The 24,327-nt window shown below is 55.8% G+C and carries 26 protein-coding genes and 7 pseudogenes; 16 read left to right on the forward strand and 17 right to left on the reverse strand.

The genetic code is table 11. From position 1 onward, the window contains the following. Nucleotides 1-228: 228 nt before the first annotated feature. The 4 genes and pseudogenes from AC1DIS_RS28620 to AC1DIS_RS28635 all read right to left on the reverse strand — a co-directional run bounded on the left by AC1DIS_RS28620 (nt 229) and on the right by AC1DIS_RS28635 (nt 1,895). Nucleotides 229-743: pseudogene (locus AC1DIS_RS28620) on the reverse strand (lysis system spanin subunit). Further along, a pseudogene (locus AC1DIS_RS28625) lies at nt 740-898 on the reverse strand (cell wall hydrolase); the annotation flags it as partial. The pseudogenes AC1DIS_RS28620 and AC1DIS_RS28625, both read right to left, overlap by 4 nt. Next, nucleotides 888-1,154: pseudogene (locus tag AC1DIS_RS28630) on the reverse strand (phage tail protein); the annotation flags it as partial. The pseudogenes AC1DIS_RS28625 and AC1DIS_RS28630, both read right to left, overlap by 11 nt. Before the next feature lie 327 nt (nt 1,155-1,481). Further along, nucleotides 1,482-1,895 (reverse strand): hypothetical protein, encoded by a 414-nt coding sequence (locus AC1DIS_RS28635; protein ID WP_310398391.1) that lies wholly within the window; start codon nt 1,893-1,895, stop codon nt 1,482-1,484. Nucleotides 1,896-2,308: 413 nt separating this feature from the next. Between AC1DIS_RS28635 and AC1DIS_RS28640 the strand changes: the two genes are divergently transcribed. Both AC1DIS_RS28640 and AC1DIS_RS28645 read left to right on the forward strand, forming a co-directional pair. Further along, nucleotides 2,309-2,737 (forward strand): hypothetical protein, encoded by a 429-nt coding sequence (locus AC1DIS_RS28640; protein WP_225609334.1) that lies wholly within the window; start codon nt 2,309-2,311, stop codon nt 2,735-2,737. Nucleotides 2,738-2,879: 142 nt separating this feature from the next. Further along, a complete protein-coding gene (locus AC1DIS_RS28645; protein ID WP_477748513.1) occupies nt 2,880-3,284 on the forward strand; it encodes a hypothetical protein in 405 nt (134 codons plus the stop codon). A gap of 213 nt (nt 3,285-3,497) precedes the next feature. Here the strand turns inward: AC1DIS_RS28645 and AC1DIS_RS28650 are convergent, their stop codons facing one another. Then, entirely contained in the window at nt 3,498-3,737 is a 240-nt protein-coding gene (locus AC1DIS_RS28650; RefSeq protein WP_192351835.1) for a hypothetical protein, read from the reverse strand. Nucleotides 3,738-3,820: 83 nt separating this feature from the next. On the opposite strand from AC1DIS_RS28650, the gene AC1DIS_RS28655 reads away from it, so the two are divergent. Further along, the gene (locus tag AC1DIS_RS28655; RefSeq protein WP_477748512.1) at nt 3,821-4,153 is read left to right on the forward strand and encodes a hypothetical protein; all 333 of its coding nucleotides are present in this window, start codon (nt 3,821-3,823) and stop codon (nt 4,151-4,153) included. Between the two features lie 55 nt (nt 4,154-4,208). Here the strand turns inward: AC1DIS_RS28655 and AC1DIS_RS28660 are convergent, their stop codons facing one another. Next, nucleotides 4,209-4,433, reverse strand: coding sequence for a hypothetical protein (locus AC1DIS_RS28660; RefSeq protein WP_477748511.1), 225 nt, complete (start codon nt 4,431-4,433; stop codon nt 4,209-4,211). A 106-nt stretch (nt 4,434-4,539) separates the two neighbouring features. On the opposite strand from AC1DIS_RS28660, the gene AC1DIS_RS28665 reads away from it, so the two are divergent. The 5 genes and pseudogenes from AC1DIS_RS28665 to AC1DIS_RS28685 all read left to right on the forward strand — a co-directional run. Beyond that, complete coding sequence (locus tag AC1DIS_RS28665; RefSeq protein ID WP_192351832.1) at nt 4,540-4,782, forward strand: DUF4224 domain-containing protein; 243 nt, start codon at nt 4,540-4,542, stop codon at nt 4,780-4,782. Nucleotide 4,783: 1 nt separating this feature from the next. Next, nucleotides 4,784-5,517: pseudogene (locus tag AC1DIS_RS28670) on the forward strand (site-specific integrase). 389 nt (nt 5,518-5,906) lie between these two features. Continuing rightward, nucleotides 5,907-6,115, forward strand: a pseudogene (locus tag AC1DIS_RS28675) (hypothetical protein). 419 nt (nt 6,116-6,534) lie between these two features. Beyond that, a complete protein-coding gene (locus tag AC1DIS_RS28680; RefSeq protein ID WP_477781253.1) occupies nt 6,535-6,927 on the forward strand; it encodes a winged helix-turn-helix domain-containing protein in 393 nt (130 codons plus the stop codon). Between the two features lie 22 nt (nt 6,928-6,949). Then, a pseudogene (locus tag AC1DIS_RS28685) lies at nt 6,950-7,138 on the forward strand (integrase); the annotation flags it as partial. A gap of 1,098 nt (nt 7,139-8,236) precedes the next feature. Here the strand turns inward: AC1DIS_RS28685 and AC1DIS_RS28690 are convergent. The 3 genes from AC1DIS_RS28690 to AC1DIS_RS28700 all read right to left on the reverse strand — a co-directional run bounded on the left by AC1DIS_RS28690 (nt 8,237) and on the right by AC1DIS_RS28700 (nt 9,948). Next, complete coding sequence (locus tag AC1DIS_RS28690) at nt 8,237-8,404, reverse strand: hypothetical protein (protein WP_477748510.1); 168 nt, start codon at nt 8,402-8,404, stop codon at nt 8,237-8,239. 239 nt (nt 8,405-8,643) lie between these two features. Further along, the gene (locus AC1DIS_RS28695) at nt 8,644-9,180 is read right to left on the reverse strand and encodes a dihydrofolate reductase family protein (RefSeq protein ID WP_018927610.1); all 537 of its coding nucleotides are present in this window, start codon (nt 9,178-9,180) and stop codon (nt 8,644-8,646) included. Nucleotides 9,181-9,348: 168 nt separating this feature from the next. Beyond that, nucleotides 9,349-9,948 (reverse strand): TetR/AcrR family transcriptional regulator, encoded by a 600-nt coding sequence (locus AC1DIS_RS28700; RefSeq protein WP_477743896.1) that lies wholly within the window; start codon nt 9,946-9,948, stop codon nt 9,349-9,351. Nucleotides 9,949-10,097: 149 nt separating this feature from the next. Here AC1DIS_RS28700 and AC1DIS_RS28705 point away from each other — a divergent pair, with 149 nt between their 5' ends. From AC1DIS_RS28705 to AC1DIS_RS28725, 5 genes are all read left to right on the forward strand, one after another. Next, entirely contained in the window at nt 10,098-11,198 is a 1,101-nt protein-coding gene (locus AC1DIS_RS28705) for an alkene reductase (protein ID WP_477743895.1), read from the forward strand. Between the two features lie 52 nt (nt 11,199-11,250). Next, entirely contained in the window at nt 11,251-12,039 is a 789-nt protein-coding gene (locus AC1DIS_RS28710) for an SDR family NAD(P)-dependent oxidoreductase (protein WP_477743894.1), read from the forward strand. Nucleotides 12,040-12,120: 81 nt separating this feature from the next. Further along, the gene (locus tag AC1DIS_RS28715; RefSeq protein ID WP_477743893.1) at nt 12,121-12,990 is read left to right on the forward strand and encodes an alpha/beta fold hydrolase; all 870 of its coding nucleotides are present in this window, start codon (nt 12,121-12,123) and stop codon (nt 12,988-12,990) included. A gap of 67 nt (nt 12,991-13,057) precedes the next feature. Continuing rightward, a complete protein-coding gene (locus tag AC1DIS_RS28720) occupies nt 13,058-13,783 on the forward strand; it encodes an NADP-dependent oxidoreductase (protein WP_477781251.1) in 726 nt (241 codons plus the stop codon). 349 nt (nt 13,784-14,132) lie between these two features. Next, nucleotides 14,133-14,294, forward strand: a complete 162-nt coding sequence (locus AC1DIS_RS28725; protein WP_018927603.1) for a hypothetical protein — start codon at nt 14,133-14,135, stop codon at nt 14,292-14,294. Nucleotides 14,295-14,524: 230 nt separating this feature from the next. On the opposite strand, the gene AC1DIS_RS28730 is transcribed toward AC1DIS_RS28725, so the two are convergent. Continuing rightward, nucleotides 14,525-15,181, reverse strand: a complete 657-nt coding sequence (locus AC1DIS_RS28730) for an HAD hydrolase-like protein (protein ID WP_477743892.1) — start codon at nt 15,179-15,181, stop codon at nt 14,525-14,527. 130 nt (nt 15,182-15,311) lie between these two features. Further along, the gene (locus AC1DIS_RS28735; RefSeq protein ID WP_155944828.1) at nt 15,312-15,467 is read right to left on the reverse strand and encodes a hypothetical protein; all 156 of its coding nucleotides are present in this window, start codon (nt 15,465-15,467) and stop codon (nt 15,312-15,314) included. Nucleotides 15,468-15,546: 79 nt separating this feature from the next. Here AC1DIS_RS28735 and AC1DIS_RS28740 point away from each other — a divergent pair. After that, nucleotides 15,547-15,708: pseudogene (locus tag AC1DIS_RS28740) on the forward strand (DMT family transporter); the annotation flags it as partial. A 259-nt stretch (nt 15,709-15,967) separates the two neighbouring features. Here the strand turns inward: AC1DIS_RS28740 and AC1DIS_RS28745 are convergent. From AC1DIS_RS28745 to AC1DIS_RS28770, 6 genes are all read right to left on the reverse strand, one after another. Then, nucleotides 15,968-17,578 (reverse strand): gamma-glutamyltransferase family protein, encoded by a 1,611-nt coding sequence (locus AC1DIS_RS28745; RefSeq protein ID WP_064617068.1) that lies wholly within the window; start codon nt 17,576-17,578, stop codon nt 15,968-15,970. 81 nt (nt 17,579-17,659) lie between these two features. Next, entirely contained in the window at nt 17,660-18,439 is a 780-nt protein-coding gene (locus AC1DIS_RS28750; RefSeq protein WP_018930320.1) for an amino acid ABC transporter ATP-binding protein, read from the reverse strand. A gap of 2 nt (nt 18,440-18,441) precedes the next feature. After that, nucleotides 18,442-19,215, reverse strand: a complete 774-nt coding sequence (locus AC1DIS_RS28755; protein WP_477781252.1) for an amino acid ABC transporter permease — start codon at nt 19,213-19,215, stop codon at nt 18,442-18,444. Nucleotides 19,216-19,227: 12 nt separating this feature from the next. Then, nucleotides 19,228-20,034 carry an ABC transporter substrate-binding protein gene (locus AC1DIS_RS28760; RefSeq protein WP_007941906.1) on the reverse strand — a complete coding sequence of 269 codons (807 nt, stop codon included), beginning with the start codon at nt 20,032-20,034 and terminating at the stop codon, nt 19,228-19,230. Nucleotides 20,035-20,106: 72 nt separating this feature from the next. Continuing rightward, complete coding sequence (locus AC1DIS_RS28765) at nt 20,107-20,775, reverse strand: GntR family transcriptional regulator (RefSeq protein ID WP_018930317.1); 669 nt, start codon at nt 20,773-20,775, stop codon at nt 20,107-20,109. Nucleotides 20,776-22,568: 1,793 nt separating this feature from the next. Beyond that, nucleotides 22,569-23,024: a tautomerase family protein gene (locus AC1DIS_RS28770; protein WP_064617066.1), complete on the reverse strand. Its 456-nt coding sequence runs from the start codon at nt 23,022-23,024 to the stop codon at nt 22,569-22,571. Nucleotides 23,025-23,120: 96 nt separating this feature from the next. On the opposite strand from AC1DIS_RS28770, the gene AC1DIS_RS28775 reads away from it, so the two are divergent. Together AC1DIS_RS28775 and AC1DIS_RS28780 are read left to right on the forward strand one after the other, a co-directional pair. Then, entirely contained in the window at nt 23,121-24,080 is a 960-nt protein-coding gene (locus AC1DIS_RS28775) for a GlxA family transcriptional regulator (protein WP_477743891.1), read from the forward strand. Between the two features lie 172 nt (nt 24,081-24,252). Beyond that, a partial coding sequence (locus AC1DIS_RS28780) for a hypothetical protein (RefSeq protein WP_477743827.1) occupies nt 24,253-24,327 on the forward strand: 75 nt, incomplete at its 3' end.

The raw sequence follows: 24,327 nt of genomic DNA on the forward strand, positions 1-24,327 counted from the left end.
CCTTGTAAAGGATCGCGGCCGAACTATCAACCCACTCGCTTCGAACAATCAATAACATCGAAAAATTCGTTAAATCATTAACAAGCGCACACACCAAATGACCAACATCTTACATGATGCTGGTCATTTCAGCGTGGAGTAACATTGAAAGCCCCTCATCTGACTTGCACTCAGCAAGAGGTTTTCCGGCTGAGTGCTGAGGCTTGGCACACTGTTCGAAAACAACTACTACTTACCTGTGGCAACTTCTTTGACATAGGCTTGGCACGCAGCCAGCGCGATTAGTCCCTGATCGCCGGCGTCGGTAATTCCGATAATTCGTTGAGCATGCGCCGGTCAAGTCGGGCGCGCGCTCCTCCATAAACCACGCCGCCGGCTTCGGTACCGGCTGGCACTGAACGGCCACTGGTTGGATCCGCAGCGTCGAGGAGGATTGACAGCCGCAGATCAGAAGTGGCAAGGCGATCGCGCAGGCGAGCCTGGTCTTTTTGTGCATCGCTCAATTTCCTGTAGTGGGTTTCTTCGCTTGCCGATAGGCGCTGCTCGAGGGCCAGTCGCTTGGCCTGATCGGCGCGCACCTGGGCGGCGGCCGCGTTGCTGATGGCGTTCAGGTCGTCCTGATGTAGGCCGGCCTGTTCGGCGAGTTGCCTGCCGTAGCGCCAATCCTGAACCTGCCAGACCCCGCCGGCCGTAACCAGCAGCAGCGCCAGCACTCCGGCCAACTTCCACGACGCGGGACTCATGGCACATCCTTGAAGAAGATGTGGTGTCCAAACTTCAGCGTCTGCTTCGCCCCCACAGTCCAGGCCGGAGCCTTCGGCATGGTGGTGGCGTAGTAATGGGTGGCACCGCCGGTGGGATCTGGCTCGGTGCCGGACATGACCAGGTCAGCAGCTTTTGGATCGGGCCTCAGGATCGGCCACGATCACGGGCGCTACCAGCTCTGGTGGCCAAACAGGCGTGGCATACCAAGTTGGCTGAACCGTTACCTTGCCCAAGGCGGACTTGTAGGCCTTCCAGGCTTTAAGGTTCAGCAGTAGTGCGACCTGCTCAGCCTCGTCCTCTTCGGTCACCTCGCCGGCGTCGATGCCGTAACCAAGCGTGTCGATTCGATCTTGAATCCGCGTGATCTGCGCCACGGCGCCGGTGCTCTTCAATTAATCAACCAGCAAAAAACGGAGCAGGTAGACGTGACTGAGCTGCACCTGTGCATCAGGGTCCGGGACGGCTTCGCTGCCGACCTGAAAGACGCCCAAGGCGCAGACGTAGGCGGCTACGCAGGCTAGGTTCCGGACTTCTTCCCGGGTGAGCATTACGGCGACTACCTAATGCTCAACATCGATCTGGAAACCGGGCAGATCAAAAACTGGAAAAAGCTCGGCGCCGCCGACATCGAGAAGATGCTGGTTCAGGGCGAAGACGCCTGACTGAAAGCATCACCTCTGCCCATTCGATGTGGGCTTTGGGATGCTGACCAGATGCTACCGATTTTGCCGAGAGCTGATCAGCTGCTGGCACTTATCAGTCAACTGCGGATGGGCTTCAACCACGAGGGATAACACTCGATACATCTCGCGCTCATCCGGAAACGGGTAGACATCGAGATTAAGAGCAATCCGAACCTTGCGCAGATTGGTACCTTCTGCAAGCCAACGCTCAATAGTGCGAGTCATCGCCGAGCCGTTGTCGTCTGTCTGCCAAGCCAGCAAGTCGAAGAGTTTAGCCACCAGTAGAAACGGGATCGACTCGGGAATATTGGCAAAAAGCCGATCAGCCAAATCTACCTCGCCAAACTCGGTCACGATTGCCTGGACTGCGCTGAAAGCCTCAGTGTACTCCGCCTCGTGGCATTCTAATGCGATCACTTCCAGCGCTCTAGCAACAACCTGGTACATAGCAATTCCATGCTCTGAGGAGAGGTGCCGATGCTACCAGCCTCTGGCGTGACGGGCTGAACAACCAGCGCCACGAAAGCCTGTCGTTAACTGCCCGATCCTCTCTATGAGAGGACGGGGTGTGATCTGCCAGGTAAGTAGCTACTCCAGCTCGGGGGTAGATGAAATGGGTTACGGGTCAGTAATGGCGCCGGCTCAACTGGACGAGACAGATCACACCCCGATGCGGACGAAACTGCGGCCTATAACCGCCCACCTGCATCAAATCCCAGAATCGGTTGCTATCGAGCGCTGGCGAACTGAACACGGCCGTGGAACTCGGCGCCGGAGACGCAACCGGCAATTCCTCTAACTTGAGATGATGGTAGCGGCATGGTCAAATAAGCGATGGCCTTTTGCCATGGAGATCTCAGTTGAAGCAGTACCGCGGATTAATCATTTTTTTTTCGGCAATGATTTTACTCTTTGCCCTGGTCCAAGTCTGGCATGCACAGTCTGCTCCGGAGGAGAAAAAGCAGGAGCGAGAACGCCAGCTTAAAGGGCTCGCGCTCATCATGAATCTCGAATCCGGAAAGATGTCCGATGAATCAACTCGCCTCGACTCGGTAACCTACAGTGATGAGCTGATGCGAATCTCTTACACGCTCACAAAAGTCTCGAAAAACGAAGTCGATTCCGATGCATTTGCTAAGAACGCAAAAGCCCTTGCCGCTTCTGCATCCTGCGCTGAAAAAGGTCTAGGGCAATTCGTGAAATCGGGTCTTTTGATTAACTACACCTTCAAAGACTCAAGCGACTCACCGATAGTCGACTTTCAGATAGGCAAGTCCGACTGCCTCTGAAGGCCGTCCCCTGAAGCCCGCCTCTCTCGCGGGCTTTTTTATGCGTGTCGTACCTACTACGAAGTCCGCGCAACTAGTCATCAACCTCCCGACCAAATCCGCATGCACTCCCCTCCGCGCCCAACGGCAACCAGCGGAGCGGATGGCGGAAGGTATCGCCCTGAGCAGCAAGAGTTCTATCCCGGCAACAGCTCCGATCACCAAGGCGGTAACCGCAGCTACGACATTGGTTACTTTGACTTCTGGTTTGAGCTTCAACACCAGTGTTAGTTATGCCGGTATGTTGCAGATTGAAGTCCGCAACACACCAGGTACTCTCGGTTCTAACGTCACCAGCTACATCCTGCATATCACTAAGCAATATGGTGGTGCTGGTTTAGTGTCAGTGATCTCGCAACAAGGGTTAGTGGCGGGAGCTGCCGCCAAACACCCATCCTTCACCTTTACAGTGGTGGATGATCAACTGACAGTTACACCTATTGGCTTAACCTCCGGCACTTTCTTGTTCTGGATCACCGCAATGGGCGTTATAGGTGTGTACGCCTAATATGCCATGAGAACTTAGACTGGCATATGAAGCCATGCAAGCAGGGTCACTTCGATGTCGGCGCAGCCGGCGTCGTAGCGTACTGCTACAAGTGCGACGAGAAGATTGTTGCGCCCACCAAGCAAGAAGCTTTCGAGCGTTGGAACGCGACTCACCCCAAGCAGTAACTCCCCCCCCTTCAAAGTCAGCCGCTATAGCGGCAAAGACCCAATGTCAGGGATACGGATCAAAATCTCCCAAGCGATCACGGGCGATGGGAACAGCGTATTCAAGCAGCTCCAGAGGAACATCTTGCTCAAACAGGGTCACCTCAAAGCGCAGTGTTTCGTCGTTTCGAAAGATTTCAAATATCGGACCGCGATCACCTCGCCAGCACTCCAGTGCAAGTCCATCGTGACCTTCGACAACGCTTGAGGCGCGACAAAACTTGTATTCAACTCCGTGTACGACCACATCGCACCTCCATAGATTCTGGGTGCAACGATACCTCCTCCTCATGTGAATTTGATAGCCGCTATAGCGGCAAAGGAACAGTCATGCCTGAAGAAACTGTTTTGATTGATTCGCTTCCGGTCCATCGCGATGCGAGTGGCTGGTGGTCACACCCTGACTACCTCTCGGAATTCGACGATGAAATTACCGAAGAGCAGTTCAACGACTGGTGCAAGCGCCACCAGGTGGAAACGAAGATCGCCTGCATGGAAAGCGATGTCGACGCCGATGTGTTCGATGCCTACATGAACAATGGGCAGGTCGATTGCTCGGCGTGGGAGATTCAGCACCCCGCCGAACCTGGCTGGTTCATTCTGTCGATTCACGACGCCGAAGATGGCCCTGTTTGCATCTGGGGCCGGCGGATGACGCCATGATCGCCCTCGCCTGGTGCACCTACGTTTACGCCTACAAACTGGGAAAACCTGCCAGTCACGACAAGCCATGGAACCAAGAAAGAATGCGCTCGGCCCTCTCAAAGCCCTTTTGATCAGTGAAGAAAACAATCAATTCAAAGATACCCCCCACCAGAACGGACACGCCTCCCTTTCCCAGTGCGTCGTAAACAACCAGAAATATCCCCAGAGCGATAAATGCAGCGCCAACAGCAGCTATCGCTCGGCGACTCTTCGTTTGATCGGGGTACTTGCTCAGCATTTTTACTCACCACATATCCAGGTTCTCGTCGATCAACTCTAGATCAGCCGCGGCCACCCAACCCTTTAACCACCTTCTGCCGCCACGCTCGGCATGGAGCATCAACATGGAAACAGAAATTCTCTCGGATGAAGAGCTGGCGGAAATAACCGGCTACAAGGCCAGAGCCTACCAGCGGCGCTGGCTGATTGATCGTCATTGGGTGTTCGTCGAAAGCCGCGGCAAACGCCCGCTGGTGGGTCGTATGTACGCCCGCATGAAGCTGGGGATGATCTCCCCGACCATCGCTGACCCCAACCCGCCACCGGCGACGCCGGCATGGACGCCTGACTTCTCACGAGTGAACTGATATGCGACCCCGCAAGGCCGAAACACGCAACTTGCCGCCCCGGATGTATCAGTGGACGCGGAAACGGAAAAGCGGACAGGACTGGATTGCCTATTACTACCTGGACCTGACCGGCAAGGCGATTCCGCTGGGCAAAGACCTGGACCTGGCCAGGATCAAATGGGCAGAGCTCGAGGCCAAGGAAAAGCCGCTCGATCTGCGCACGATGAAGGGCATCTTTGACCGGTACATCCGCGACATCGTCTCCAAAAAAGCGCCGCGCACCCAAAAAGACAACCTGGCGGAGATCAAGCAGCTCCGACCGATGTTCGATAGCGCCCCCATCGACTCGATCACCCCGGCCACGATTGCCGGGTACCGGGATGCACGGACAGCGAAAGTGCGGGCTAACCGTGAGATCGCCACCCTCTGCTGATCGCAAAAATGGCCGAGCGCAATGCTCAGCACATTTGCAGTTATCTGATCGTGAGCGCGCGCGGCAAGCGCATGACCGCGAAGATGCTCCGCGACCGGTGGGACAAAGCCAGGGAAAAGGCCAAGAAAGAGGCTGATGAGAAAGGCGACGTTCAACTGGCCGAAAAAATCGGCAGCTTCCAGTTCCGTGACATCAGGCCAAAAGCTGCGTCAGAAATCCTCGACGTCGGCGATGCCAGCTTGCTCCTGGGCCACACCAAGGGCGACATYACGGAACGCGTTTACCGCCGCATTGGCGCCATCGCCAAGCCATCAAAATAGACCGAAAACCCGTTACAAAACTCAAAGCTCGCCCCTTGTAGAATGCGGTCTACAGAGGGGCCGAAAAACAAAAGTACTGTAACGAAAAAGAGCTACAGGCCAAGGTTTTAGCGGCTTTAAATAGCGGTCTTGAAAACCGTCGACTGTAACAGGTCCATGAGTTCGAATCCCATCGCCTCCGCCATCTTTATACGACAAAGCCCTGATTTTTCGGGGCTTTGTCGTTTCTGGGGTTTGGTGAAAATCTCGGCTCTCGGCATGTGTTCCATAACTATTATGGACGTGTTCCAGAACTCAGCGGCTGAACCCCCTCCTCCGGCGTCCTGCTGATCGTTAAAAATCCTTCACGTAAGGTGATGCTACGCTGTCCTCAAAACCGAGGATTTGCGATGCCACATTCGGACCTCCCCCCTCCCTGCTGTACAAGATCAACGAAAACCAACTCGCGCTCGAAGCCGCCATCATGGAGCTTTCCAACTGGGTCGAAGCCCGCGGCTCAGCCGACGTCGCCGACAACGTGCGCGGCGCCTTGGACACCATCGACAAGAACGAAGAGTTCATCAAGATGACGCTCGCGGTACTGATGACGCTGGAGTGAATTAGCACTGCATCTTATCGCTACCCCGCTACCACCTCGCCTCAAATACTGAGGCGAAACCGTGGATCCGTACGAAATCGAAGACACCCGCAACTGGCTGGAATGTCCTTAATCCTCCCTATCAAAACCAACGTACGTTCGATATTTTTTAAAGATTTTACGATTGCTGAAACGTATCATCACCGAAATTAGCCGGTTTTAACCGAAATACACTCTGCATTGCACTGCGCCATCTCCGCTGACCTAGGAATTTCTCTATTTCGAGCCAGCTAGCGGAAGAGCAATACATCCAAAGAAACATCCTCACTTAGATGAATATCGATACGCCCCCCTCCAGACGACCCTCCGCTTTCGAGGCGCACGCCCCCGTTGAAAAGAGTATGTTCAACGCAATACGCGCACAAAGTTCAAATGCATGGATGCTAGTCGAGCCTCTGCGATTACTTACTAACAATGAAAAAACTATCAATCTAACCAAGATGGAGTACGCAGTACTCGACTTGTTAATAAGCAGCACAGAACGGATAGTAAGTAATGATGCCATTGCCAAAAAACTAAACAAAAACCTTGACCACTATAAGGGACTGGTGATGTGCCTCAGCAGGCTACAAGCGAAGTTCAAGAGGTCCGCTAGAGGAGATAACCTTTTCCGCTCGGTGAGAAATCGCGGCTACTRCATCGTCCAAACAATACACATTGAGAAGGACTTATCTAACAGGCATACCGCATGCGATGAAAAAACCTGGAAGCGCTGCTCGCCCCCCCCGCCACAGCATCTACTTGCTAGCCGATGCATCTGCCTATTGGGTTGACGTATGTAGCGGCTCTGGCACGGAGGAGGTGCCGAGCTTCCATGAAGTGCGGGCGCTGTCGCTGCACCTGTGGAAGAACGCCGGAAACGATGGACAGAAGATCGCAGGGCACGCGAGCGAGGGCATGACCAAAAACTACCAGCGGGACCACGAGAAAATCGTCCGGCCTGAGGCGATACCGGATCTGAATATCAGCGAAATCACTGGGTAGTTTTGCGTAGACCTGAAACGAGAAGGGGGACCAAGCCACTAAGCGCTTGATCTCCTCACGAAATATGGTCGGGACGGAGTGATTCGAACACTCGACCCCTAGCACCTCATGCCGGGGACTGTAACGACCTAAGCTATTGTTTTAGAACGAATATGACCACCTTTAAGAGTGGCAAAACATTCGATTTTTTGTGCTTATGCAAACGGAAACACGCGGCCTCCAGAGGAGGTTTTGCGCAAGCCACCGCAGGAGAATGACGAGGTGACATTGCGAAACTTTCTGCATCCGCTAGAACTTCGAGATGGCGTAGAATTGTCTGCCCGTCACCTCGAGGAAGGGACATGGCTGTAATCACGAAGAGTGACTTGGTGTACAAGTACACTTGGTCGGCAGATCAAGGCGACAACCCGCATTACACCGGGTTGCTGGATCGCGACAAGGTAGACCGGGACGAGGGACACGAGGTTGTACATTTTCCGACAGTAGTGCCCTCCCTTCCAGGCGTTCTGCCGACCTGACCCCCAAGCCCCTAGTTTGCCCCTGCCCTTACGCACCAGCCAAAAAACCGAGTATTCAGCGTGTTTTTTCCTCCTACAGACCAAGCGCCGGATATGTATTAACCCTGATACATGAAAGGTTATTATTTGACGCTTTTCTAACAGAGGCACATTGCTATGATCCCGGCAAACTCCACTGCTAGAGGCTCTGAAGTGAAATTAACACCTGCCGAAAAGACCAAGTCTCGGGGTTGGGAATGGGCCTATAAAAAAATCCGGAGTTTTGGTTGCTCTCGAAGAACGGCCCTCTACAGGGCAAGCCTCTATGCTCTTCGAGGTGACTCGGGAGGTTTCTCAAGCGAGCGGAGCTTGCAAAGATTCCGACTACGGCGTTAACCAAGCTGGTCATCACCGGTACGCCATGGCTCGACCCGACCCCCCTTCGGGCTGCAGGGCTGCGGCCACAAAGACAACCCTGACTACAAGACCGGCGCCTGCAAGATCACCATCAACTGCTAAGACAAGCGTTGGAACTCCTTCTCGGGGCGGCATGGGGCCGCGTACGGTGGCCGAGTAGGTCCCTTGATCTCCCCCGACGGCCTCACGCTGGCGTCACACATTCCGCCGCCGACGATGACACCCCGCCCGAACCAATGACATGCATGACCGACTCGACCTGCCAAAGTCTGTTCGCGCTGGCGCGATGGTTGCGCATATCGATCCGCCCCTCGGCGACCATTCCAGGCGTCAGCGGCCGAGTGATGGACATGGTCGATCTGAGCCACGCCCCTGGGCACCACTACCAGGCGACCGTCGACCGACTTCGCCACGGCGCCCAGTTCACGTGCCAAACGCGTCAGTAGGTTCATATCGGATTCGGCGCGCTGGTCGATATGGCTGAAAACATGCTTTGCCAGCTCCGGCGCTACGGCCGCAATGTAGCATGCTCCTTGGCCATCTTGGCGACCAGAGCGCCCAGCGTTTTGGATCGGGCCTCCCTCCGGAAAATCAAGGAACCAACTGATAGGTTGACTGCACTAGACCGGAAGGAAAACACCGGCTATTTACTAGCTTCAATTCAATGTCCTGCGTAAGGGCCCCGAACAATGGTCTTCCCGACCCAATCAGCACGGGAACAGTGGTGATCACCATATCGGCGACTAACCCGTCACGCAGGAATGACTGCACCAATTGCCCGCCATCGACATAGACTCGATGCACACCTTGCCTCGCCAGTTCCGCCAGCAGGTCTGAAGGAGTGAGGTTGGAAAAACGCACTTTTCCCTCTAGCGCATTAGGCACCTGTGAATCGGCCAACTGTTGAGACAACACGATTACTGGCAGGTCGTAGAACCAAGTGTCGAAGGTCAGCACTTTCTCATAGCTCCCCCTCCCCATCACGATAGCATCCTTATCGGCGATGAAGCCCAGGTAGCCGTGATCCTCACTCTGATCATCGCGCTGCAATAGCCAGTCAATGTCACCGTCGGACCTGGCGATATAGCCATCTAGACTGATGGCGATGAAAACATGTGCAGTAGTCATAGAAGTTTCCTTATTCAGACGACGCATGACTGACCGCAAAGAGGATAGCAAAACTAATATATAGCTAAATTTCTTAGCWGGTTTTCTACAAATCCCGCTCAAATCAAATGGGTCAAAAAAACCGTGTAGCGTATTTTGATCGCGCGAATAGGCCGTTCACGCTTTGAATTAATCTTCCTTCAACACCGGTTCAACGTCATCGACCGGCAACGAAGCCAACATTTCAGCGCGACAAACCTCAAGGATCTCATCCGCGAGTGCAGAACCATCCGGGCAGGCACGCGACAAAATAATCGCGCCGACAGCACGAGACAGCAGGTCGATCATTTTCTTTCTCCCCTCTCCCGCCTCGGCATCCGGTCCCGTCGGATATTTCTCTCCCAGCGTTTGCAGGGTGTGTTCAATGCCTTCGGCAAATGTCGTTTTCACATCATCCGATTGACGCGCCGCGTCGCTGCACAACGCGGCCATGGTGCAACCGCTGCCACGTCCGTCCCGATGTTCTCGGGTCACATAGACGTTGATGAAGCCCGGAACATCGAGCGCTTGGGCGCCAGTCAGCGATTTGGCAAGACTGCAGGCCGAGGCTTCGGCCATCAGGTCGGCCTTCGACCCGAAGTGTTTGTAGAAGCCTCCATGGGTGAAACCGGCAGCCGCCATGAGATCCGCCACACCGACGCCGTCAAAGCCGCGCTCACGGAACAGCTCTGAGGCCGTTTCAACGATGTGCTCTCGATTGGCCTGCGCCTGGGCCTTGGTCACTCTCACGTGCAATACCTCGTGTTTACCGGGAAATCATGCGTCCAATCATACATAGATGCTGGTCATAATCAAAACCGTTGACAGTTTAGATTTCGATCATCATCCTAATTGCACGCAACACCGATCTCCATCAACGGGCACGGAAGAAATACCAGATGACCAATCAGAATCTGTTCACCCCTTACACCCTTGGCAGCCTAACGCTGTCGAACCGGGTAGTCCTTGCGCCGCTGACACGTAACCGCGCAGGCCAGGGCTTCGTCCCCAGCGAGTTCGCGGCCACCTATTACAGCCAACGCGCCAGCGCCGGCCTGCTGATCAGCGAAGCCACGCAGATTTCCCGACAGGGCCAGGGCTATCAGGACACCCCCGGGATCTACACGCAGGCGCAGATAGACGGCTGGCGCACCGTGACCGATGCCGTCCATGCCAAGGGCGGAAAAATCTTTCTGCAACTGTGGCATGTCGGCCGCGTGTCGCATGTTGATCTGCAAGAAAACGGCGCCGCTCCTGTGGCCCCTTCTGCACTGCGCGCCGCCACCAAAGTGTTCGTCAACAACCGTTTTGAAGACGTCTCCGAGCCGCGCGCACTGGACATCAGCGAACTGCCGGGGATCGTCTCCGATTTCCGCCAGGCCGCGGCAAACGCGGTCGCCGCCGGGTTCGATGGTGTGGAGATTCACGGTGCAAACGGCTATTTGCTGGATCAATTCCTCAAGGACAGCGCCAATCTGCGTACCGACGCTTACGGCGGTTCGATTGAGAATCGTGCGCGCCTGTTGCTCGAAGTGACGGCGGCGGTTGTCAATGAAATCGGCGCGGATCGCACCGGTGTGCGCCTGTCTCCGGTTTCGCCTGCCAATGGCGTATCCAGCAGCGATCCGCAGGCGCAATTCGATTACGTCGTTGAACAACTCGACGCCCTCGACGTGGTTTATCTGCACGTGGTCGAAGGCGCGACCGGTGGCCCGCGCGACGTGGCGCCCTTCGATTTCGGCGCCCTGCGCCAGCGCTTCAAAAACACCTACATCGCCAACAACGGCTATGACCTGGACCTGGCGACTTCGAAACTCGCTGAAGACCAGGCCGACCTGATCGCCTTCGGTCGCCCGTTCATTGGCAATCCGGATCTGGTGGAGCGCCTCAAACGTGGCGCGCCGTTGTCCGCGTTCAATCCCGCCACCCTCTATGGCGGCGGTGCGGCTGGCTACATCGACTACCCGACGCTGGCTGAATCGAGCGCTATCGCAAGCTGAGCCATCAGTGATCGCGCTTTCTGTTTCTCACATCCTGAAAGAGAGATAACCCATGAGCACTCGCCCTACTGTTCTCATCACTGGCGCCTCCACCGGCATTGGCGCGGTCTACGCCGAGCGCTTCGCGCAACGCGGCCACGATCTGGTACTGGTCGCCCGCGATCAGGCGCGCCTGAATGCACTTGCAGCGCGCTTGCGCAGCGAACACGACGTCGCCGTCGATGTCATTGCGGCGGACCTGACCCAACTCAGCGATCTGACAACCGTTGAAAGCCGCCTGCGCGACGACGCCCGCATCGGCATCCTCGTCAATAACGCCGGCGCCGCGCTGTCCGGTAACTTCATCGACCAAAGCACCGACAGCGTTGCGCAACTGGTCGCCCTCAACACCACGGCGCTGGTGCGGCTCGCCAGCGCCATCGCCCCACGCTTGGCCAAGGCAGGCGACGGCGCGATCATCAACATCGGTTCGGTGGTAGGCCTCGCGCCGGAGTTCGGCATGACGGTCTACGGTGCGACCAAGGCATTTGTGCTGTTCCTTTCCCAGGGCCTGAGCCTGGAACTTTCGCCTCAGGGCGTCTACGTGCAGGCCGTGCTGCCCGCCGCCACCCGCACGGAAATCTGGGATCGCTCCGGCGTCGACATCAACACCTTGAGCGAAATCATGGAAGTGGGCGATCTGGTGGATGCCGCTCTAGTCGGTTTTGATCGTCGCGAACCGGTGACCATCCCGCCGCTGCACGAAGCGGAACGCTGGGATGAGCTGCAGAGCGCACGTCAGGGCCTGCTGGGGCAAATCCGCCAGTCTGCAGTCGCCCAGCGCTACCAGACCCAACCGTGATCTTTTGGTAGCGAGCATTCGCGCCGGATTCGATGCAGGCGCAGGGCACTGCATCGAACCCGGCCACTGTCCGGAGTAGCGATGAATTCAACGCAGACAAGTACGCCCTCGGGTTCACAGACGTCGTTCATCAACGCGACGAACCAGTCGATCACGGTCAACGGCATTCCCTTTGCCTATCGCGATACCGGCCCAGCAACCGATGTGCCCCTCGTACTGTTCAACCATTGGGGCGCGGTGCTGGACAACTTCGACCCCGCGATCATCGATGGCCTTGCACAAACCAGACGCGTCATTACCACCGACTATCGCGGCATCGGCGGCTCTGGTGGAAGCGCACCACTGACCGTCGGCGAAATGGCTGACGATGCCATCCAGCTGATTCATGCGCTGGGGTTGGAAACCGTTGATGTGCTCGGTTTCTCCCTCGGCGGCTTCGTCGCTCAGGACATCGCCCTGAAGGCGCCTGATTTGGTGCGGCGTTTGATTCTGACCGGCACCGGACCAGCCGGCGGCAGCGGTATCGACAAGGTCGGCTCGGTGACATGGCCATTGATGTTCAAAGGCTTGCTGACCCTGCGCGATCCGAAGTTCTACCTGTTTTTTACTTCGACGCCCAATGGCCGTCGATCCGCCTCGCTGTATTTACAGCGCCTGAAAGCACGCAAAAAAAATCGCGACAAGGGCCCGACGCCCAGCGCTTTCCTGCGGCAGTTGAAAGCCATCACTGCGTGGGGCAAACAGGCGCCACAAGACCTCAGGCGCTTGCGGACGCCGACGCTGATCGTCAACGGCGACAACGACATCATGGTGCCCAGCGTTAACTCGAGTGCACTGGCAAAGCGTATCCCCAACGCACAACTGGTGATTTATGAGGATGCCGGGCACGGCGGTATTTTCCAACACCACGCTGACTTTGTGGCCAAGGCACAGGCGTTCCTCGATGCCTGACAACACGGCGCAGCAACGCCGCAACACACCGGCTACCCTCCTTACAACCGAAAAGAGCTGCACCACGATGARAGCATTTCTAATTGATCGCTATGGCAAGAACCCCGGGCGGATTGGCGAAGCGCCCGCCCCCGCAGTGGGTGCCCACGACGTTTTGATCGAGGTACACGCCAGTAGCGTCAACGCACTGGATTCGAAGATCAGCAAAGGCGAATTCAAGCTGATCCTGCCCTACTCATTTCCGTTGATCCTGGGTAACGATCTGGCAGGCGTCGTGATTGAGGTGGGCTCGAAGGTGACACGCTTCAAACCGGGAGACGAAGTGGCGAATGTCGAATGGGTGAAGGCATTGGGGGCCGATTTGGTGATCGACTACAAACAGCAGAACTTCGAAAGTGTCTTGCACGACTACGACGTAGTGCTGAACAGTCTCGGCGCCGATGTCCTGGAGAAGTCACTCAAGGTGCTCAAGCCAGGTGGCCAGCTCATTTCCATCTCTGGGCCACCCACTGCGCAGTTCGCGCAGGAGCAAGGATTGTCCTGGCCATTGCAACAAGTCATGCGCCTGCTGAGCCTCGGTATTCGGCGCAAGGCACGCAAGCAGGACGTCAGCTACAGGTTTGTATTCATGCGGGCCAACGGTGCCCAACTGCAACAAATAACCGCGCTCATTGAGGCCGGCATCATCAAACCGGTGATTGACCGCGCCTTCCCCTTTGAATCAACGGCAGAGGCGTTGAAGTATGTCGAGCAGGGACGAGCCAAAGGCAAGGTCGTTGTTTCGATCAAATGACTACGCCGACTATCGATGAGTCGACCGAAGAGCCCGAGCAACTTTTAGCACACCAGCATTCTTCATCCGGGCTGAGCGAGTTGACGACACTAGAGTTGCCGAAACAGGAAGCGCAGCAAACGGACGTCGTGCCTGTTGCACCAACTGTGATCCTATGGCGCAGTTTGATGCTTAAGCAGTAGATCTCGGCCTCGCCACAGCCACCGTACAAAGCACATTCATAATCAGTTTGGCGACTCTCCCCGTAGCACAATTGACGAACCCGAGGATGAATATACGTTCATCAAAAACATTGTTCTATGCGTCTAGCCTGTGGGTTCCGACATAGTGAATACAGGAGTAACCCACCATGTTCTCGCACGAAAGCATCCCGCTGATCATCATTTTCATCATCTTGCTGCTTGGCGTGCTTACCGCCGTCCTCCATCCGGTACATGCGTTCTATAGCTGGCTTCAGAGGCGCAGGGAAAAATCATCCGTCGAGATCGCGAAAGAGGTGGATTCGCGCTGAATTTTTTTAACGAGCCCGGCTAAGTCCGGGCATTTTTTTGAAGTTTTCGGGCCGATTCTGTTGAAAAAGTCGGCCTTGGTTGTTATGATGCGGTCAGTAACCACAGCTAAAAGCGACAACACATAGGTCTCAACGGCTGCCTTGGGTCGAAAGTTTCCCCTCACCACTGACAGCTTTCGGCCAGAGGCTGATTGTTGAAATCGACTGAAATCGCCACTCAATGGTCAAGCCTATAAACTTGCGGATGACTCAAGGTGCGTATCACTTCCTGCCAGTCGCCGTAATTCGCTCACATCGGCGAACCACTCATGGGACTGAAGACTGTGGAATGCATCATATGCTCCATACCCCCAGGCGACCGCACCAAAGGCGATACCGGCAGTCGCTGCTGCTTCACCATCCGTAGGTTGGTCGCCGATGTAGATAACTTCCTCTTGCGCCACGTCGAATTTGCGCATGACACGGCGCAAGCGAGACGCCTTGCCGAAAATGGAGGCGCCGCACTCGAAGGCCCGGATATGTTGACAGCTGGAGCCCAAAATTTGCTTGATATTTTCTTGGGAGTTAGAAGATACCACCGCCATAATCAGTCCTCTCTCGTCAAGATGGGCGAGGGTATTTGCAATGTTATTGAACAGTGGGATCGAGCTTCGATGTTTCTTCATCAAGCTCATGAAGGTTCGCGCCACCAGAGGCAACTTCCAGCGAGGCATTCCGATATGAGCCATGATCTCCCGAGCCCCCTGCTTGCGCAGACCGTCCAACTCTTGCGGGTGAATTCGACTGAATGCGTGCCTGTCAGCGACCTGGTTGAACACCGAAACAAAGAACGGAAAAGAATCAGCGAGCGTGCCGTCGAAGTCGAAAATGGCAAGCCGGTATGACATGTAAAAGCTCCTTCCTGTAGTGCTGGCAGCCGAGTCCGGGCGGCTGCTTGTGCTGGGCGATTGATTCACCCGATTGGTGGGAAAGGCGCATTATCCCTGCTCCGGAATCTGCCCGGAAGGAGTAAGTGGCTTAACGCTGTTGCCGTATCTGACTACCTTCAAGGCCTTGACTTGATTTATCGAGCTCGCCGAGCATATTCCGATGATTGCCAAGGCCAAAGTCGTTTTTCTCGCCACCCGCAATCACCTCAACCATCCGCTTCAGCACTCCTTCACGGCGATGCATGGGAGTAAACGTCCCATCGATGTGGGGCGGCATTCTATCGAACGACAAATCAGCGACAGGGATCGTCATCAATGCAATGCTGACCGAGCCGTTGTTCGCCGCGCTGCTGGCGTTTGTGGTGCTCAATGAAGTACCGCGCGAAAGCCTGTACGCGGGAGCGGTACTGATCATCGTCGGCCTGTGTTTTTCCAATGAGCTGATCCGCTTGGGCAGCAAAGCATCCGTCCCTTCGACCGAGTGAGCTACTTTCGGATCCTGATTGCTTTAGCAATCAGTGGTTTTGAAGTGTTTTCAGGGCTTTGTCGTTTCTGGGGATGCGAGCGAGCAGCCCCTCTAAGCCCCAGCAATCTCCACTGAACCTACCGCACCCCAACCACGTCCAGTCGAAGAAGGCTAGAGAACACGCGAGGCCACGCTGTGCATCAGTTCCGCGCACGGATGCACAGCGTATTTCTCACGCAGAAGAGACCGAGTCGTCTTCGTTTGTTTTCAGCTACCCGTTACCACACAGCAATATGGGAATCGGCCCGCGGCTCGGTGCCGCCGCACAACACACCGGTGTCCGGGTCGCGGATGATGATCTGCCCTCGGCCATAGTTGATCAGGTCGCAATCGACCTGAACCTTATGTCCGCGCCGGGCCAGCGAAGCGGCCAAGTCCCTCGACGCCCCCTGCTCGATGCCGACTTTCATGCCTCCCAGCCATTGCCATCGCGGTGCGTCCAGCGCAGCTTGAGGATTGAGACCAAAATCCACCAGGTTCATGACCATCTGCACATGGCCTTGGGGCTGCATGTAGCCACCCATGACGCCGAACGGTCCCACCGGCGCGTCACCTTTACTGATGAAGCCAGGAATGATGGTGTGGAAGGTCTTTTTGCCCGGTGCCAGGCAGTTGGCGTGGTCAGGGTCGAGACTGAATTCCTGCCCACGGTTCTGCAAGGCGATGCCGCTGTCTGGCAGCACCACGCCAGAACCGAAGCCGTGGTAGTTACTCTGGATGAAGGACACCATATTGCCCTGCGCATCTGCCGTGGCCAGGTACACCGTACCGCTGGCGTGAGGATCGCCGGGATCAGGTTGCTGAGCCTGATCAACGATCTGTTCACGGCGTTGGCTGCTATAGGTGTCGCTGAGAAGATCAGCCACCGCCACACGCATGTGCAGCGGATCGGTGATGTAATGCAGGCCATCGCTGTAGGCCAGCTTCATGGCTTCCAATTGACGATGCCAGGTCTGCTGGCTGTCTCGGTGATCGAAGTCGAAACCCTGAAGGATTTTCAGGGTCATCAGGGCCACCAATCCTTGCCCGCTTGGAGGGATTTCCCACACATCGTAGCCGCGGTAATTGATGCTGATCGGGTCCACCCATTGGGCGCGATAGTCCTGCAGGTCGCTGGCTCGCAGGTAGCCGCCGGTGGCACGGGAATGGGCATCCAGACGCTGAGCCAGAGCACCGCGATAGAGGCTTTCGCAAGCGCTGTCCGCCAGTTCTTCCAGCGTTCGGGCTTGCGCCGGGTTGCGGAATAATTCACCGGCCTTTGGCGCACGGCCATCAATCAGGAACGTGTCGAACCAGGCGTCTAGCACCGGGTCTCGATGGGGGCTGAATTCATCCAGAGCAGTCTGCCATTGTCGGGCGACCACCGGCGACACTGGGAAGCCCTCCCGGGCCAGACTGATCGCGGGCTGCAGCAACTCGGCAAAGGGCAGCTTGCCGAACCGTCTGGACAACTCCGCCCAGGCCGAAGGACAACCGGGCACCGTGACCGGCGTCCAGCCATAAAGCGGCATCCGCTCGTGACCACACGCCTTGACTGCATCGATCGTCAGTGCCGCCGGCGCTTGGCCGTTGCCGTTCAGTCCGTGCAATTGGCCTTTGCTCCAGACCAGAGCAAAGGCGTCGCCGCCCAAGCCGCAGCCGGTGGGTTCAACTACCGTTAGCGCCGCCGCTGTAGCGATCGCGGCATCAATGGCATTGCCGCCGTTGCGCATGATTTCGATGCCGGCCTCGGCGGCCAGTGGCTGTGAAGCCGCGACCATGCCACGGCGGGCAAACACACTCTGGCGTTGCGACGGATAGGGATATTCGTGGGCAGAAAATTTCAACATGGCAAAAGCTCTTCCAAACAAAGATTCAATGGCCGCAGGTATCCGGTTCCATTGCCGGGTAAAAAACCCTGACTGAGAAGGTCACAGCACGCGGCTGAGAAAGGCCCGAGTTCGCGGGTGTGTCGGTCGACTGAAGATCTGCTCCGGCGGACCCTGCTCAATCAGTTCGCCCTGATCGAGAACCACCACGCGATCAGCGACTTCCCGGGCAAAACCCATTTCATGGGTGACCACTACCATGGTCATGCCGTCATCGGCCAACTGCTTCATCACCTGCAGGACCTCGCCGACGGTTTCCGGATCCAGGGCGCTGGTGGGCTCGTCGAACAGCATGGCTTGAGGTTTCATCGCCAACGCCCGGGCGATTGCCACGCGCTGCTGCTGTCCACCGGACAACATCGACGGGTAATGCATGGCCTTGTCCGCCAGGCCGACCCGGGCGAGCAAGGCCCGGGCCTGTTCCAACGCTTCGGCGCGTGGCACGCCGAGCACCTGGATCGGTGCCTCAATGATGTTTTCCAGCGCGGTCATGTGGGGGAACAGATTGAAACGTTGAAAGACCATGCCGATGTCCCGACGCTGGCGAGCGATGTTGCGCTCGGAGTCGCGCACCAGGCTGCCGTCGGCGCGCTCGCGATACCCCATGGAGCGACCGTTGACGCGTATGCGCCCGCCTTGAATGTCCTCCAGCAGATTAATGCAGCGAATGAAGGTGGTCTTGCCTGAACCCGATGCACCGATCAACACCACCACTTCACCGCGCCGCACCTGCAAGGAAATCCCCTTGAGAATCTCCAGGTCGCCAAAAGACTTATGAATGTCCAGGGCCTCGATAATCAGTTCTTCACTTTTGTGCGCCATGCTTAACGCCCTCTCAGCAATTTGAGCGTGCCGCGGCCAAACATGCGACTGCCGGCCGCTGGCGGTGCGGGTCGATCGGACTGTCCGAAACGCGCTTCCAGCCAACGCTGGAAGAAGCCCCAGAGGGTGGTCAGCAGCAGGAAATAAATCGCCACCACCAGGTACAGTTCAAATACCCGGAATGTCGCCGACGTGACCATTTGCGTACTCAGCAGCAACTCCTGCACGCCAATCACGCTGACCAGCGTCGTATTCTTGAGCATCACGTTGAATTCGTTGCCCAACGGCGGAACGATGACCCGGAACGCCTGAGGCAAAACGATACGCCGCATCAGTTTGGCGAAGGTCATGCCCAGCGAACGCCCAGCCTCATACTGTCCCTTGTCGACAGCGCCGATCCCGGCACGAATGATCTCGGCCATGTAGGCACCTTCGTTCAGGCCCAGGGCGATGATCGCTGCCTGAATATTGCCCGGCACCACCAAACCAAACAGTTCCACGTCCTCGAAACGGAAGATGCCGCCGGCCGCCAATGCGGTATAGAGAAAAACGATTTGCACCAACAGCGGAGTGCCGCGCATCAGCCACACATAGAACCGTACCGGCAGGTTGAGCAACGGGTTGCGCGACAGACGCATCAGCGCCGCTGCCAGCCCAAGCACGCAGCCCAACACCATTGCCAGCACACTGATCAGGCAGGTCAACCAGAGCCCAGTGAGGTACACCCCGCTGGRCTGCAAAAGGTATTGCCAGAACACATCCCAATTGAAATTCATCGAGCGCTCGCCTCAGTCGAGTGTGTCGCTGGAAACATGCCATTTGCTCAACAACTGCACATAACTGCCGTCACTGCGCATGTCACTGATGATCTGCTGTACTGCGGTGGTGAGCTGGGAATCATCCTTGCGGGTCCCTAAACCCGTGAGAATCCGGCTGAAGGCTGGCACCCCCTCCTCGAATAAATCAGGCGCCATTGCGGCGTAGTAACCTGCTGTTTCTACGGTGGTGCCGTAAGCGTCCACCTGACTGATACGCAGCGCCTGGAAGGCGTCAGTGTCACTGTTGTAAACCACCAGTTTCATCGGTGTCTTGCCAGCCTTGGTGAGCTTTTCATTCTCGGCGTCCAACAAGGTTTTGATCGTGGAGCCATTGAGCACTGCCACCTTGTGCCCAGACAGTCCATCCAGGGTTTTGATGCCCTTGGGATTGCCTTTGGGAACGACCACTGACTGGCTGGAATACATGTAGTTGACGATGTCGATCACTTCCCGGCGTTCGGGCTTGTCGAACAGCTGATCAACGATCATGTCGCACTGCTGGGCGAGCAATGCCGGCAGCAACCCGGAGAATGGAATGACCCGCCATTGCACCGGTTTGTCTCCCAGCCGTTTGGCGATTTCCAGCCCCAGATCGACAGTCAGGCCCCTGGGTTTTTGCGCCTCATCGAAAGACACCAAGGGTGGCGAGTCCATGCCCGAGCAATACGTGAGTTTTTCGGCCTTTTGCAGTCGTTCCGGCACTTGGGGCGTGGCGAACGCCCACTGTGCGCAGAGTCCCAGGGATACAGCAGCAAGCAACACACGGCGTTTATGCATGACCAGACACTCCAGTTGTTTAGTAACGGGGCAGTACTCAAAGTCAACACACGGTCGGGCTCGAGCCCGATTCTATTTTTCCGATTGCAGGAACTGAATCAGCGCCGGCACTGTGCCCTCGATGTGCTGACGCACCACCGACTCGGCCTGGTCGGCATCGCCTGAGCGAATGGCATCAAGGATCACCGCGTGTTCCTGGCGGGCACTCAAGGGCTTTTCACCGTGTTGCAGCCACAGGCGCATGGGCGCCTCGATCAACGAGTACAGGGCCGAGATTTGCTTCATCAAACGCGGACGGCCGCTGAGGCTGCACAGGTATTCATGGAAAGCCCGATGACGGCTGACCCATTCCGCGCTTTCGTCGCGGTAGTCATCCATCTCGTCCAGCATGCGTTCCAGAGCCGCCAGCTGACGCTCACCGATCTTGGCTACGGCGACGCGGATGGCCAGGCCCTCGAGGGCACTGCGCATCTCGAAGACTTCGTGCAGTTCGTCGATGTTCAGGCCGCTGACTATCGCCCCGCGGTTAGGCCGCAAGGTCACCAGGCCTTGAGCATCGAGGCGTCGGAAGGCTTCGCGCACCGGCATGCGGCTCATGCCGATCTCAGTGGCGATGTCCTCGGCGATCAACCGGTCGCCTTTGCGGTAACGACCGCCACAGATCGCTTCCAGCAGAAAGTTGTAAGCCTCCTCCTCGGCAGTCAGGGGCTGACGCTCAATGTAAGCGGGAGCGAATTGCATAAAGTCACCCTTTGCAGTTTTGTATCCAATTATCCATGGATTCAAAACAGCAGAAACCGTGCCAGGCTGCGTAGCACTGCTTCAAGCGCTTAATTGGAAAGGATTTTCGACTCAAGAGATGCTGATCTATAGATCAGCGTGGTACTCACCGTGCGCTACGAAATGGCCCAGTGCGCCCCAAATGGGTGAAAAATGGTACCCAGGTAACAAATCATTTCGCCGAATGCCCCCAAAGCCCTTGGCGCGTTCTCTGAGTAATTGCACAGACTTGCCCACCCATTTACATTCGGCCTGACCAGTCATTTGCAACGGATTTGACCAGCACGTTTCGCGGACATGACCGGCAGAGAATGGCCCAAAGCTGACCCCTCAGGATTTCGTACTCTCAGACCCCATCCGCGAATTTGCACACCACTGACGACATATTGGTACGTCTGGAGAGGGGCATGACCACCACGCAAAAACTGACTCAAACAATGCTATGTGCATTGTCAGATCAAACAAAGGTTATGGTTTGTCATGAAATGAAAAAGCGCTGTCGCCAAATGAAAGGCTGGCGCGCGCCCTGCCTATAAACTCCTCCTCAAGCCTGCGCAGCAAGCCCAGGGCTCTCACGGGTGCGAAACACCTATGGAGAAATCCACGCATTTCCCACGAATGGAGAAGAGACAATGAGTGAGCGGTCGATCAAGCCACGGCTGATCGATACATCCTACGATTACCTGCTTCAACGTTGAACCTGGATAATTAAGAGTTTTAAAAAACCAATTCTATTAGTAAGCGCTTAATGCCCAGCCTACAAATATATTACTGAAAGCCCACGACCTACCGTGCACTCACCTTAATAGAACTCACACTTAAAAATACGCCCCTAGAACTACATTGCGGAAGACAAAAATAAGTAATGTTTTTGCGATTTGTTTTTTGTTGCATTCATGAATTTTATAATCAGAAACCATGACAAAACTTGCAGAGACATCACTTCAACACCCTCAATGCTGGAAGCTCGATATAAATAATCGAATCTTATTCGACGACGCCATTCAAATACACTTAACAAATATTGAGGGCATCATTGTAAAAAACATGCTCCTCAAGGAGGAACGCGTAATCAGTAGAGCAGAGCTAATTAGTAATATTGGGAGAGATCCTGAGCTCTATCGCGGCCTGGAGATGAGTTTGAGTAGACTGCAAATAAAATTCAAGAAAAACGCAGGAGGACGGCATCTCTTTCGCGCAGTCAGAAATCGCGGCTACTGCCTCACTCAAGCCATACATATTAATGGGGAGCCGTCTCGGGAATTTACGTGAGGTAAGCGGCAATACACCCCTCGCATGGTCATATGGCTGATGATGACTAACGAACTTATGAATTTAGGGGTGGCCGTGGGCGCAGCGTTCAAGATGAGTGAGTTCACTTTTTACGATTGACCTTGCGCTTTGATACTGGTGTAGCGGCGTTAAAAAACTGTCGCATGACTTCTAAGTTATGCGACGACTCACTCGGGCTTGACAGTAAAGGCTTTGTGATATCGCGTGACTCTGTCGCAGGTTCTCAATTATCTGCGACATGAAATGTGATAGATGTGACATTGAGAATGTTGGAATGTTAATCCGATATGCTCGTCCCCCACTCCAGGCAAAAATCTGGAGCCGCAGCAAGGCCTGCTGGCGAGTTTGTATCTGTCACGGTTGACCGGAAATGGCCGTTTTCAGCCGGCCGCGACCGACTGAAAACGCCCTATAGCAACCACTCGCAGTGGTGCGACAAATGTCCTGCGAGCTGTAATACCTTACTGCTCCGCCTGCCCTTGCAGATGTCGGTACCCAGCCGCCTGAATGAAATCGGCCAAATGCCAAATCGCTCCGTTGGCTGCCCAGAAGCCATCTCTGACTTCATCAAGGATGATCGAAGTCATGATGATCCGCTGGTCGTCCGCTGCTTGCGACCGGGTTACTGCTTGATGCAAACGCTGCACATAGTCGCTTCGCATGGCCTCATTCAGCACACCGCCGGGGACCTTAACCTGCACAATGCAGGGGATGGCTTGAGCGCTGATATCCACTGCGCCGCATGTCCAGGAGCCAGAAGCCACTTCGTCAATGAGAGTCCAGCACAGGCCCCGTTGACGTGGATCGTCGCCGATTTGCTCGACCGCGATGGCCACTTTCGTAATCTCTTCGCACAGCAGTGCCCGTTGTTCGCAAGTAAAAGAACCTTGAGGCACCTTGATCAGGATATTTGGCATACGGGTTAACGCTCGATGAAATGGAAGCGTTATTAAGTCAGCCCTCGACCACTGCAACCAGCGACCGATTCGACATCTTTCGTGCATAATCAGCCAATGAATGACTTCACGATTCTGGTAGTTCCTGGCGCCTTTGCCTCCAGTGTCGCACTGACTCTGGATATCCTTTCAACGGCGGCCGTACTCGCCCAGCGACTGGGCTCCGCTGTACCTCGCTGGCAAGTCTGTGGGGTGAACACGGATTGCGTGACGCTCGGCCACGGTATGCAGATTGCGGTTCAGCCCTTGGCTATCAACCCTGATGACCGCTCTTGCTGGATCATCCCCGGCATCGGAGTGGCTGACGCCCCCATGATCGAGCACCGATTACAACAGGCGGATATCGCTCTGCTGGTTCCGGCATTACGCGCGCATGTGCAGGCCGGGGGTAACGTAGCCGCATCATGTTCTGCGGTATTCGTGCTAAAGGCTGCAAACCTGCTCGCTGGGCGCTGTGTAACCACTTCTTGGTGGATGGCACCCTTACTCCAGCAGTGGGCGCCGGAGTGCCAGGTAGATGCCGAGCGCATGGTAATCCTCGATCCGCCGTTGATTACTGCGGGTGCAGCGCTAGGTCATAGCGATCTGATGTTGCATCTTCTGCGAAGCCATTTCTCCCCAGCTTTGGCAGATGGCGTTGCTCGGGCGCTACTGATCGATGGTCGGCAACTGCAATCGCCTTTTATGGTTCCGGCAATGATGGCTCAGGGGAACGAATTGATCGCACAATTGACGGCTCATATTGAAGCCTCGCTACCGGCGATTATCAGCGTCAGCACACTCGCATCCGACTTTGGTCTGTCAGAGCGGACCTTGTCTCGACACATCCACAAGGCCACCGGATATAGCCCGTTGCGGCTGATCCAGCGTGTCCAGGCCAATAAAGCCCGGGAACTGCTGGCAAACAGTAAATACTCAATCGACACCATTGCCGAACAAGTTGGATACAGAGATCCCACATCCCTGCGGCGACTGATGAAAAAAATGCTGAACGCAACACCTCGGCAACTGCGTTAACTGCAGCGACGATTTTTTTCAATTCAATTATCCGATTTGGCGTGCGACTCAGGCAGTTCAATATTGGCCGTTTGCTGCCAGTCGCGAAGGGCTGCAATTGGCCCAGAGTGTGTAAAAACGCCTCCGCGAACCCTTGCTATGATTTCTGAGGATTTCATCGCAAGGATCGCCCATGAAGCGCTTTATCCAAGGTGAACATCGAGGCCAAGGCACCTTACTTCCCGAGAGCCTCGACGACTACGTCAGC

Source organism: Pseudomonas sp. 05N433, from assembly GCF_056396925.1.